The 12,069-nt window shown below is 32.4% G+C and carries 15 protein-coding genes; 10 read left to right on the top strand and 5 right to left on the bottom strand.

What is annotated here, in order from left to right; translation table 11 throughout:
* Position 1 precedes the first annotated feature (1 nt).
* Together A5893_RS01570 and A5893_RS01565 are read left to right on the top strand one after the other, a co-directional pair.
* Positions 2–199 (top strand): YwbE family protein, encoded by a 198-nt coding sequence (locus A5893_RS01570; protein ID WP_068820783.1) that lies wholly within the window; start codon positions 2–4, stop codon positions 197–199.
* A gap of 89 nt (positions 200–288) precedes the next feature.
* A complete protein-coding gene (locus A5893_RS01565) occupies positions 289–612 on the top strand; it encodes a DUF3817 domain-containing protein (RefSeq protein ID WP_068820782.1) in 324 nt (107 codons plus the stop codon).
* Here the strand turns inward: A5893_RS01565 and A5893_RS01560 are convergent.
* The 4 genes from A5893_RS01560 to A5893_RS01545 all read right to left on the bottom strand — a co-directional run bounded on the left by A5893_RS01560 (position 602) and on the right by A5893_RS01545 (position 4,074).
* Positions 602–1,513, bottom strand: a complete 912-nt coding sequence (locus A5893_RS01560; protein WP_068820781.1) for a ribonuclease Z — start codon at positions 1,511–1,513, stop codon at positions 602–604. The two genes, A5893_RS01565 and A5893_RS01560, sit on opposite strands and share 11 nt — an antisense overlap.
* Positions 1,514–1,548: 35 nt before the next feature.
* A complete protein-coding gene (locus tag A5893_RS01555; protein ID WP_068820780.1) occupies positions 1,549–1,926 on the bottom strand; it encodes an STAS domain-containing protein in 378 nt (125 codons plus the stop codon).
* 55 nt (positions 1,927–1,981) lie between these two features.
* Positions 1,982–2,926, bottom strand: a complete 945-nt coding sequence (locus A5893_RS01550) for a phosphoribosylaminoimidazolesuccinocarboxamide synthase (RefSeq protein WP_068820779.1) — start codon at positions 2,924–2,926, stop codon at positions 1,982–1,984.
* 179 nt (positions 2,927–3,105) lie between these two features.
* The gene (locus A5893_RS01545) at positions 3,106–4,074 is read right to left on the bottom strand and encodes a PhoH family protein (protein WP_068820778.1); all 969 of its coding nucleotides are present in this window, start codon (positions 4,072–4,074) and stop codon (positions 3,106–3,108) included.
* A 101-nt stretch (positions 4,075–4,175) separates the two neighbouring features.
* Between A5893_RS01545 and A5893_RS01540 the strand changes: the two genes are divergently transcribed.
* The 8 genes from A5893_RS01540 (at position 4,176) to miaA (ending at position 11,399) form a co-directional block, all read left to right on the top strand.
* Complete coding sequence (locus A5893_RS01540) at positions 4,176–4,952, top strand: SAM hydrolase/SAM-dependent halogenase family protein (protein ID WP_068820777.1); 777 nt, start codon at positions 4,176–4,178, stop codon at positions 4,950–4,952.
* Positions 4,952–5,230, top strand: coding sequence for a putative quinol monooxygenase (locus tag A5893_RS01535; RefSeq protein ID WP_068820776.1), 279 nt, complete (start codon positions 4,952–4,954; stop codon positions 5,228–5,230). Before A5893_RS01540 ends, A5893_RS01535 begins: the two co-directional genes overlap by 1 nt.
* A gap of 10 nt (positions 5,231–5,240) precedes the next feature.
* Positions 5,241–5,756, top strand: a complete 516-nt coding sequence (locus tag A5893_RS01530) for a hypothetical protein (protein ID WP_068820775.1) — start codon at positions 5,241–5,243, stop codon at positions 5,754–5,756.
* Positions 5,757–5,819: 63 nt separating this feature from the next.
* A complete protein-coding gene (locus tag A5893_RS01525) occupies positions 5,820–7,643 on the top strand; it encodes an ABC transporter ATP-binding protein (protein WP_068820774.1) in 1,824 nt (607 codons plus the stop codon).
* Between the two features lie 18 nt (positions 7,644–7,661).
* Positions 7,662–8,228: an L-threonylcarbamoyladenylate synthase gene (locus tag A5893_RS01520; RefSeq protein ID WP_068820773.1), complete on the top strand. Its 567-nt coding sequence runs from the start codon at positions 7,662–7,664 to the stop codon at positions 8,226–8,228.
* Between the two features lie 70 nt (positions 8,229–8,298).
* Positions 8,299–9,711: a CCA tRNA nucleotidyltransferase gene (locus A5893_RS01515; RefSeq protein WP_068820772.1), complete on the top strand. Its 1,413-nt coding sequence runs from the start codon at positions 8,299–8,301 to the stop codon at positions 9,709–9,711.
* 33 nt (positions 9,712–9,744) lie between these two features.
* On the top strand, positions 9,745–10,356 hold the full coding sequence (locus A5893_RS01510) for an IS1096 element passenger TnpR family protein (RefSeq protein WP_068820771.1): 612 nt from the start codon (positions 9,745–9,747) through the stop codon (positions 10,354–10,356).
* Positions 10,357–10,487: 131 nt separating this feature from the next.
* Positions 10,488–11,399, top strand: a complete 912-nt coding sequence (miaA, locus tag A5893_RS01505) for a tRNA (adenosine(37)-N6)-dimethylallyltransferase MiaA (protein ID WP_068820770.1) — start codon at positions 10,488–10,490, stop codon at positions 11,397–11,399.
* Here miaA and A5893_RS01500 read toward each other — a convergent pair.
* Positions 11,383–12,051: a potassium channel family protein gene (locus A5893_RS01500; protein WP_068820769.1), complete on the bottom strand. Its 669-nt coding sequence runs from the start codon at positions 12,049–12,051 to the stop codon at positions 11,383–11,385. The two genes, miaA and A5893_RS01500, sit on opposite strands and share 17 nt — an antisense overlap.
* Positions 12,052–12,069 lie beyond the last annotated feature (18 nt).

Here is a 12,069-nt window from a genome sequence, read left to right as displayed (position 1 = left end):
AATGGATGGAACTGTAAGAGCAGATATTAAACCCGGGATGCTGGTTAACATCGTTTTAAAAAAAGACCAAAGAAGCGGTGAATTAACAGAAGGAATTGTGAAACGTATCTTAACAAGCGCACCAAAACATCATAGAGGTATAAAAGTGATGTTAGATGATGGACAAGTTGGAAGGGTACAAGAAATTATTGAAGATTAAATCCTTTATCAAGCAGCTAATTTTTATTCCTAGAAATCTCTGACAAATTTCTTAATCTGGGATACTATTTTTGAATTTTCTTATTTAACATGATTAAAGATTTAATAAAATCGCCTTTAGGTAGATTGAGAATTATAGGTTTTTTAGAAGGCTGCTCCTTTTTACTTTTAGGATTTACAATGGGCTTGAAATATCGATTTTTGATGCCATTACCTAACTATGTTGTTGGTATGGCTCATGGTGTGCTTTTTGTAACCTATGTAATTTTAGTTTTGCAAGTTTCTTATATAAAAAAGTGGAGCTTAATTATCATGTTTTGGGCTTTTATTGCTTCTCTTTTGCCTTTTGGAACTTTTTATGCTGATTATAAAATTTTTAATAGAACAGTTCCTGAAAAAGAAATTAAATCATAAAAGTTTCACCTTCTATGGCTAAATAAGTTTCTGGAAATATCTCTTTTGCCTCCATTAACAATGGAGATAAGTCTCTATATCTGGCAGAAAAATGGCCAATCATTAATTTTTTAACTACACAATTTTTAGCAATGATAGCTGCCTCTACAGAAGTAGTATGAAAGGTTTCCTTCGCCCTATCTACCATATCATGCATAAATGTGGTCTCGTGATAAAGCAAATCTACTTCTTCTAATTGCTTAAGGTATGAACCATCTGCAACAGTATCAGAACAATAAGCATAACTTTTAGGTGCATCTGCTTCAGTGGTTAAATCAATAGCCTTATGAATATTACCTAGTTCATCTTTAAAATCTATCCCTTTTTTTATTAGGGCATAATATTCTTCAGGAATGTTGAGTTTTTCTACAACCTCTTTATTTATCCTTCTTAACCTTTGCTTTTCTTTAAATAAAAACCCTGTAGTTGGAATTCTATGGTTTAAAATGATAGTCTCTACACTTACATCATTGGTTTCTAAAATAGTTTCCGCTTTATCATTTTGGATAGGATAATATTCTATTGGGAATTTAATAACCGTAGCCGAATGTTTAAATTGAAGTTCTAAAATTTCTTGAATTTGCGGAGGTGCAAAAAGATAAAGCGGCTTTTTACGTCCGTTTAAATGCATAGAAGAAATCAGGCCTACTAAACCAAAATAATGATCGCCATGTAAATGGCTAATAAAAATATAATCTATTTTATGGTACTTAATTCCGAATCGTAGCATTTGTTGCTGAGTGCCTTCTCCGCAATCAATCATCAAAAGTTTTTCGTTTACATTAAGTATTTGGGAGGTTGGGTTTCTATGAAAAATTGGTGTTGCCGAACTACTGCCCAAAATCGTGATTTCAAATTTCATCTTCGGATTTGGGGTTTAAATGAAAGGAAATAAACTTACTTCATCTCCTTTTTCAATTGTTTTTCAACTTCTTCCATAAAAATTAAATCAATAGCTTCTTCTACTTTAGGTACAATGGTAATCACATTATCTAGCTGAGAAATATTGATTAATCTTGATACGGCTTCATTAATACCTGTTAATATGAACACACCGTCAGAATTTTTACATAATCTATGTCCAACTAATAAACTACTTAAACCGCTAGAATCAGCATATTTTACATTAGACATATCTAAGATAATATTTCTTTGTCCTTCGGTATTAGTCAAGATTAATTCTGATTTTAATTGTGGCGAAACTAGGGAGTTTAATTTGCCTTCGTTCAGTTTAATTAAAATGTATTTTTCGTGTTTATCTATTGTAAATTTCATAATCTTAGTAAGCTGTCTAAGTTAATTATTTTCTTGTAAAATAAAACTGAAAAGTTTAAAGCATTTTTAATGCTGTTAAAACGTTATTTTCTACTCTGTTATAAATATTTTCATGGTTTTCTTTCACGAAAGATTTCCCTGTAATCTTCTCAAACAGCTCAATATATCTATCAGAAATAGATTTAACCTTCTCCTTATCCATTAAAGGTACTTGTTGCCCATCTTTTCCTTGAAAACCATTTTCTATTAACCATTTCCTAACAAACTCTTTTGAAAGTTGCTTTTGAGGCTCTCCTTTTTGTTGCAATTCTTCGTATCCGTTTTTATAAAAATAACGGGAAGAATCTGGTGTATGAATCTCATCTATCAAATAGATTTTTCCATCGGCTTTGCCAAATTCATACTTTGTATCTACTAAAATTAAATCTCTTTCTGCCGCAATCTCAGTTCCTCTTTGGTTTAAAGCTTTGGTGTATTTTTCTAATTGTAGGTAATCTTCTTCACTCACAATTCCCCTTGCTAATATATCTTCTCTAGATATGTCCTCATCATGCCCAACAGATGCTTTTGTTGTTGGGGTAATAATAGGTTCTGGTAATTTATCATTTTCCTTTAAACCTTCTGGCAATTTAACACCACAAACTTCTCGCTTTCCTAAAGCATATTCTCTGGCTGCATGCCCTGCTAAATATCCTCTAATTACCATTTCTACTTTAAATGGTTCACAAATTCTACCGATAGTTACGCTAGGATCAGGAACATTAATTACCCAATTTGGGACAATATCTTTGGTTGCTTCTAAGGATATTGCAGCAATCTGATTCAACACCTGACCTTTATAGGGAATTGGTTCTGGCAACACCACATCAAATGCCGAAATACGGTCACTAACTACCATCACCAAATACTTATTTTGTATTGTGTAAACATCCCTAACCTTTCCTTTGTAAAAATTGGTTTGGTTTGGAAATTTGTAATTTGTTTCTTTTATTGCTTGCATTCTTTTTAGATATACGTAATGAGATTTGAGTATTGAAAACTATTAAGAGTTTTTAAATTGATTCTCCTATCATTATTACAATTTTTGTTTTGTATAAGTCAACTTGTGATTGTTTATATTTTTTATTAATACATTTTGCAAGTGAGTCTCTATTCTCATATCTAGCGTCTCAATTCTAACTACTCTTGAATATCTCCGTAAGCTTCTAAAATCTTAACTACCAATTTATGACGCACTACATCTTTACCGCTTAGATAAATCACATCAATACCTTTAATTCCCTCTAAAATTCTCAGGGCATTATGTAAACCAGATTGTTGTTTTTTTGGTAAATCAATTTGAGTAACATCACCAGTAACTATAAATTTAGCTGATGGTCCCATCCTTGTTAAAAACATTTTGAGCTGCATATCAGTAGCATTTTGCGCTTCATCTAAGATCACAAAACAATTATCTAATGTTCTACCACGCATAAATGCTAAAGGCGCAATCTCAATGGTTCTATTCTCCAAAAAAGTCCTCAACTTATCAGGCGGAATCATATCGTCCAAAGCATCATAAAGCGGACGTAAATAGGGATCAATTTTTTCTTTTAAATCACCTGGTAAAAAACCTAAATTTTCTCCTGCCTCCACAGCTGGACGGGTTAATACAATACGTTTGATTTCTTTATTCTTTAACGCCCTTACCGCTAAAGCAACAGCAGTATAGGTTTTTCCTGTTCCGGCAGGGCCGATAGCAAATAGCACATCGTTTTTAATAATGCTTGTTACCATCTTACGTTGGTTAACAGTTCTAGCTTTTACCATTATCCCATTAGGACCAAAAACAATCACTTCAGAAGATCCCTGTGATTCTTCTCCTTCTTTGGCGTTGGCAGCTATTCTAGCAGAACTATCAGTTCCTAATATGCTATCAATATCTCCTGTTGATAAATTTTGATATTTATCTAGGTGAGAAATTATCGCGTTAAGCTTTTCATTGAAATTGTTGAGTTCTGTTTCATCTCCTAAAGCTTTTACTTCATTGCCACGAGTAACAATTTTAAGTTTCGGAAAAGATCGTTTTATAATGTCGTAAAACTCGTTATTTGGCCCCCAAAGCACTACTGGGTTAACAGATTCTAAAGTAATTAATAGTTCGTTCAAGTTAGAGATTTTATGTTTCTGATATGAATGTAAATTAAAAATTTAATATTTGTAGCATTAATCTTGTGATACAAGATTAAGAATAAATATTTACAATATTAATGGCAATTATTACTTTAACAACCGACCTAGGTTACAAAGATTTCTATCAAGCGGCATTAAAGGGAAGTATCTTAAATACTTTACCTAGCGTAAATATTATTGACATCACCCATGAAATTGAAGCTTTTAATATTTCTAAAGCTGCCTTTCTTTTAAAAAATAGTTTTTATTACTTTCCTAAATATACCGTTCATTTAATAGGTATTGATACCGTTTATAGTGCTTCAAATAAATATTTAGCCGTAAAATATCGTGACCATTATTTTGTAGGTTCTGATAATGGTATATTTTCATTGATTTTTGATGAAAATCCGCAAGAAATTGTGGAATTGAATATTTTACAAAGCTTAAAGTTTTTACATTTTCCTTTGGCTGATATTTTTGTAAAGGCCGCTTGTCATTTAGCTTCAGGTGGCGAATTAAAAGAAATTGGCGATTCAACCTTTGAAATTGAACATCGGATGAATTTTAATCCGGTAATAGAAAAAGATCTGATTAAGGGATGTGTTATTTTTATTGATTCTTTTGAAAACGTAGTCACTAATGTTACAAAAGATTTATTTACCAAAGTACAAAACGGCCGCAAATTTACGCTCCACTTTAAAAGGAGTGAATTTATTACTCAATTGAGCTGGCACTATGATGAAGTGCCCGAAGGAGAAAAATTATGCTTATTCGGAATCTCTGATCATTTAGAAATTGCCATTAATAAAGGAAAGGCCAGTGGCTTATTAGGTTTAAAAGCTAACGATATGATAAGAATAGAATTTCATTGATGATTGTACGTTTAGTGAAAATGGTCTTTAATGAATCTGAAATTGATAATTTTAAATCGATTTTTGAAAGTGCACAGCTTAAAATCGCAAAGATGCAAGGTTGTTTAAAAGTAGACTTGCGTCAGGAGATTGATAAACCAGAAATATTTTTCACTATTAGCCATTGGGAAAGTGAAAATGATTTAGAGAACTACAGAAAATCAGAATTATTTATTAATACTTGGAAGCTGGTTAAACCTTTGTTTAAAGAAAAAGCCGAAGCTTGGAGTTTATCCTAAAACAAAAAAAATGAAGTATATTTTATTGAGCATTTTTATATTGAGTTCTTTTTTCGCAAACGCCTTTCAAAATGTAGATAGCCTAACTTATAGTTTGCAACGAAATAAAATAAATGGAATGTTGCAAGCCAGAAGTTCTAAATTTGGACAATTTGATAATAGCCTGAGCGAAAGGACTGGCATTTTTGGTTTTAAAACCAAAAAAGATATGCAGCGCAGCATGGATATTTTAACACAAATTATTAAAACTGATAATGATATTTTAAGAGAAACAAAAACACTTTTAGACTATAAAACATATCAGCAAGAACAGGTTGCAACACAAGGTAAAGATTATGAGTATAAAAATTTAGCTTATATGAAAACCATCAATAAACTACAAGTAGAAAACGACAGACTAGTAAAAGATAATTTAGAATTCAAGAAAAGCAAAAAGTTTTTTCAGATTGTTTCTTATGCTTTAGGCTTGGCTATTATCAGTTTTGCTCTGTTTGTATTCCGTAAAATTTCACCAAAAAAATCATAGCTGCTTTTTATATAACTAATTTGCCCGCTTAAAGCATTTTTATTGCTTAAAATTAAATTTTAGATGGCTAGAAACGGATTAAATAGCAGCTCTTCCCGGGGCGAAGAATTTACAAAATCGAAGATCAATAAGGAGAATCTCCAAAAAATATCAGAACTTTTAAAATACTTAAAACCATATCAGGGTAAATTTGCTTTAGGGATGGTTTTCTTGCTTTTATCCAGTTTAACTGGCTTGGCTTTCCCTGCATTAATTAAAGTAATGGTGGATGTGGCACAAGGTATTAAACCTGATTATGGAATGCCAAATTCTGTAAATACCATTGGATATTTAGCATTTGCCATATTATTTGTACAAGCATTTGTTTCTTTTTTTAGGATAAGATTATTTGTAGAAGTTGCCGAAAAAGCTTTGGCAGATATTAGAAGAGATACTTATTTTAGGATGATTACGCTACCCATGAACTTTTTTGCAAATAGAAGAGTTGGAGAATTAAACAGTAGGATTTCCGCAGATTTATCACAAATACAAGACACCTTAACTACCACTTTAGCCGAGATGATTCGCCAAATAGTTTTGTTAATTGGTGGTATCTCTATATTGATAATGGTGTCTGGTAAATTGACGTTATTCAATTTATCAATCCTTCCTATTATCGTAGTTGCAGGTGTTTTCTTTGGTAAGGCAATCAGGAAAATATCCCGACAAGCTCAGGATAAATTAGCAGAATCCAATACCATTGTCGAAGAAACTTTACAAGGAATATCAAATGTAAAAGCCTTCGTAAACGAATCTTTTGAAGCAAATCGTTATGATAAAAGTTTAAGAGAAGTTGTTAAGATTGCGGTTAGGGGTTCTAATTATCGTGGTGGTTTTGCATCATTTATTATATTTTGTTTGTTTGGGGCAATAATGGGAGTGATTTGGTACGGCTCTATTTTGGTGCAACAAGGTGGTTTATCTGTTGGCGATTTATTGGCTTATATGCTTTACTCGGTTTTTGTAGGAGCAGCGATGGGAAGTTTTCCTGAATTATATGCAAATGTTCAAAAAGCTTTGGGCGCATCAGAACGCGTTTTAGAAATCTTAAAAGAAGAAAACGAACCTATTTCAATCAATTCAAATGACAATGAAATTAAAGATATTATCCATGGTAATTTAAGTTTTCAAAATATTCATTTTAGCTACCCAAGCAGAAAAGATATTGTGGTTTTGGATGGTGTTTCTTTTGAGGCTAAAGCTGGAGAAAAAGTCGCAGTTGTTGGTCCGTCAGGAGCTGGAAAATCTACTATTGCCAGTTTAATTTTAGGTTTTTATCATGCCCAAAGGGGAGAAATTCTTTTTGATGGAAAACCTTTCAAAGATTTTGCTTTAACTGATATAAGAAATCAGGTTGCAATTGTTCCTCAAGATGTCATTTTATTTGGTGGAACGATTAATGAAAACATCGCCTATGGCAAACTTACGGCAAGCGATGAAGAAATTGCCGAAGCCGCAAAAAAAGCAAATGCCCATTTATTTATTACTGGTTTCCCAGAAGGTTACGAAACTGTGGTTGGCGAAAGAGGTGTTAAATTATCAGGCGGACAAAGACAAAGAATTGCTATTGCAAGGGCATTATTGAAAAATCCAGCTATTTTAATTTTAGATGAAGCAACTTCTTCATTAGATTCAGAATCTGAAAGATTGGTACAAGAAGCGTTAGAGGTTTTGATGAAAGATAGAACTTCTATTATCATCGCACACCGTTTATCAACCATAAGAGAAGCCGACCAAATTATCGTTTTAGATAAAGGGAAAATTGTGGAAAAAGGTAATCATAAAGAGCTTTTACAAAATCCAGAGGGTTTATATAAGCATTTGAGTGCTTTGCAGTTTGAGGTTTAATTTTGCACACATCCATAAATGATAAAAGAAGAAATAAACAAAGCTTTAGAAGTTTTAAAAAATGGAGGAATCATTCTCTATCCTACTGATACTGTTTGGGGTTTGGGTTGTGATGCTACAAATGAAGAAGCTGTTGCAAAAATTTTCGCTTTAAAAAATCGAGAAGATAGTAAAAGCTTAATCATCCTTATTGATACAGAAAATAAGTTACAAAGCTATGTTTCAGAAATCCCAGATGTAGCTTATGATTTAATTGAATACACTGAAAAGCCTTTAACCATTATTTATGATGGCGCAAAAAATCTTGCTCAAAATTTAATCAATGATGACGGAAGTATCGCCATACGCATTCCTAAACATGATTTTTGTCAGCAACTGATTCAACGTTTTCGTAAACCCATTGTCTCCACCTCAGCAAATATAAGCGGAGAGCCTACTCCCGCAAATTTTTCTAAAATATCTGAAGAGATTATTGACGGAGTTGATTACGTGGTGGATTTAGAACAAGAAAACCTAGAAGAAAAACAATCCTCAACCATTATTAAATTAGGTGCTGGCGGACAATTTGCTTTTATTAGGAAATAATTGAATCTTATCCGAAATTTAAACCACGATGTATATTGTTATCTTTGAAAAAAAGAAATAATTATCAATATTGAAACAACAACTTTCACATCCTGTATTTAAAATTATATCAAAAGTTGCTACGCAACTAAACGTAGAATGCTTTGTGATTGGTGGTTTTGTACGTGATATTTTCTTAAGCAGACTATCAAAAGATGTGGATATTGTGGTTTTGGGCAATGGTCCTGATTTTGCATCGGCAGTAGCCAAAGAATTAAATGTTCAAGTAAATATTTTTAAAAGTTTTGGTACAGCAATGTTAAAATACCAGGATTTAGAAGTAGAATTTGTAGGTGCCAGAAAAGAATCTTATCGCATAGATTCCCGCAAACCAATTGTAGAAGATGGCACTTTAGAAGACGACCAAAAACGCCGTGATTTTACAGTAAATGCGATGGCAATCCACCTTTCTGATGACAAGTTTGGAGAATTAATTGATCCTTTTGATGGAGTGCAACATTTACAAGAAAAAATTCTTCTCACGCCTTTAAATCCAGAAGAAACTTTTTCTGATGATCCTCTAAGGATGATGAGAGCAATTAGGTTTGCTGCTCAACTTGATTTTAAAATTTCTGAAGATGCGTTAAAAGCCATCGAAAAAAATAAAACTCGACTTAGGATTGTTTCTAAAGAACGTATTACTGATGAATTGAATAAAATTATTCTCTCCCCTATTCCGTCAATCGGGTTTAATTATTTGTTTGATACTGGCCTATTGAAAGAAGTTTTTCCGCAAATGTGCGATTTATATGGTGTGGATATCATCAATGGAAAAGGACATAAAGATAATTTTTACCACACTTTAGAGGTTTTAGATAACATTTGCAAAACAACAGATGACCTTTGGTTGCGTTGGGCAGCTATTTTACATGATATTGCAAAACCTGCTACAAAAAGGTTTGAAAAAAACCACGGCTGGACATTTCACGGTCATGAAGATAAAGGAGCCCGAATGGTTCCAAGGATTTTTGCACAATTAAAACTCCCTTTAAATGAAAAGATGAAACTGGTACAAAAACTAGTTTTGCTACATTTACGCCCAATTGTTTTAGCACAAGATGTGGTTACGGATTCTGCAGTTAGGCGCTTACTTTTTGAAGCTGGAGAAGATATTGATGCTTTGATGCAACTTTGCAATGCAGATGTTACTACAAAAAACGAATATAAAAAGACAAAATATCGGTCTAACTTCGAACTCGTTAAACAAAAAATAAAAGATGTTGAAGAACGAGACCAACTTAGGAACTGGCAACCTCCAATTACTGGCGAGGATATTATGAAAGCTTTTGATATAAAAGCTGGCAGAGAAATTGGGGTGATAAAAAATCAGATTAGGGAAGCCATTTTAGAAGGTGAAATTAAAAACGATAGAAAAGAAGCAATAGATTTGATGGTAAATTTGGGTAAAAACTTAAATTTAGAACTAGCAAATCATATTAATTAGTAATAAAATCAAAACAAAAATTATTTTTGCAAAATGGCAATTTATAGATTTAGGATAAGCTTTGAAGACTACGATGAAGTAGTGAGAGAGATTGATATCAAGTCCAATCAAACTTTTAAGGATTTGCATGATTTCTTTTTGAAAAATGTAGGTTATGATCCCGAAAAAAGCTCTTCATTTTATGTGAGTAATGATCAATGGATAAAAAATGAAGAGTTGGCCTATCTTCCTAACGCTAGAAAAGTAAATAATGCAATAGCTTTAATGGAAGATTCTAAATTCTCTAAATTTATAGATGATCCACATCAAAAATTTTATTACATCTACAATTTTGAAAAACCTTATGAATTTCATGTCGAGCTAATTAAGATTTTAGAAAATAATCCGGCTTTAACGCTTCCAAGCCTATTTAAAACAATAGGCGAGGCTCCAAAAATTGTTGTTCCAAATTTTACTCCAGAAGATTTGATTGGTGATGAAGAAGATTTTATAGATGATAGCGAAGTGGAAATTGCCGATGAAGATGAATTAGAAGGCTTAAATACCGATACAGAAGGTAGCGATGCTGAAGAAGAAGAAGAAGATAGTTTTGCCGATGAATTTTCTGATAATGAAGGATTTGACGAGGAAGACGTAGAAAGATAATATATTACATTTTGAAACAATAAAGGTTTGGGCGTTCGAGCGGGCTTTACACTATACTCCGTTTGTCCGCCCAAAAGCGGCCAATCCGGGGTGCCGTTTCAATCCCTAACGCATATCATTAACTCAATTTTGTGAGTCAACAAAAAACATTAATCGTTATTGCGGGTCCAACGGCTATTGGGAAAACAGCTTTAGCAATAAAAATTGCTCAACACTATCAAACAGAAATTATCTCCGCCGATTCTCGTCAGTTTTTTAAAGAAATGAGCATTGGTACAGCTAAACCAAATGATGAAGAATTAGCATCAGCTCCACATCATTTTATTAATTCACATTCTATCAATCAGGATTTTAGCGTAGGCACTTTTGAAAAAGAAGCTTTAGCAAAAATAGATGAGTTATTTAAAACTCATGATATTTTAATAATGGTTGGTGGTTCTGGGCTTTACGTCAATGCGGTTTTATACGGTTTTGATGAAATTCCAAAAGCAAATGAAAATATTCGCGAACAACTAAACCAACAATTTCAAAAAGAAGGGATTGAGCCCTTACAAAGTCAGCTTCAACAACTTGATCCAGAATATTATAATGAAGTCGACATCAATAATCCTCAAAGAATGATTAGAGCATTAGAAGTTTGTTTAAGTACTGGAAAACCCTTTTCTTCTTTTCGCAATGCTCCAAAAAAGTCAAGAGAATTCAATACAATTTTAATTGGTTTAGATATTGAACGGGAAAAACTTTACCAACGAATAAACCATCGAGTAGATTTAATGATAGAAGATGGTTTACTAAACGAAGTAGAATCTTTAAAAGAATATCAGCATTTGAATGCATTAAAAACTGTAGGATATTCGGAGTTATTCAGCTACTTAAATGGAGATTGTACATTAGATCAAGCAGTCGATAAAATCAAACAAAATACCCGCAACTTCGCCAAAAGGCAATTAACTTGGTTTAGAAAAAATAAAGAGTTAATGTGGTTTGAGCCTGCAAATACAAAAAAAATCTTCGAATATCTTAATTCTATTCTTGTTGATTAGTTTTACCAGAAAAGAAATTAAAAAACAATACAAAAAAGGAAATAGAACTAAATATCTGTATCATAGCTAAAATTCTACCTGTATTAGTTACAGGAAAAATATCCCCATATCCAACTGTTGCACTGGTTATAAATGAAAAATAAACGGCCTCAATCGCACTTTCCATATGCATATTTAAATAGTTGCCAGCCATATAAATACCAGCAAAGGTTAACCCCGATTCAAAATAGTTTATCACCAACAACAATAAGGTTCTGATATTAGCTCCCTTTAAATGTTGAACTTCTAAAAATATTTTAGAAAACAAATAGATATAGGTTTCTATAAGTAAATAAACGGATAACGATATGACATAAATATTATCATACCAACCATAGCAGAGAATTAAAATGGGAAAAATAATTTTGAGAACAACATAAAACTCTACAATCAATTTCCTGTTTAAAGCACCTTTAGATTTAAAGATTTCGTCAATTAAAACGCCAGGGAAAAAAAGCAGGGAGATTACAATCAATAACCGAAAAATCCTGAGGATTCCGTAATCATAATACTTATTATTATCCCAAACTTCTGCAATTTTATTCAGTTGCAATTGATAACCGCCATTTAGGCTTTCTTCAAAAACAGTATTACCTTTTAAAATTTTCCTCACCCTCTATAGATTAACCCA

It is taken from the genome of Pedobacter psychrophilus (assembly GCF_001652725.1).
Taxonomy (GTDB): Bacteria; Bacteroidota; Bacteroidia; order Sphingobacteriales; family Sphingobacteriaceae; genus Pseudopedobacter; species Pseudopedobacter psychrophilus.
This window is presented reverse-complemented; position numbering and strand designations above follow the sequence as displayed.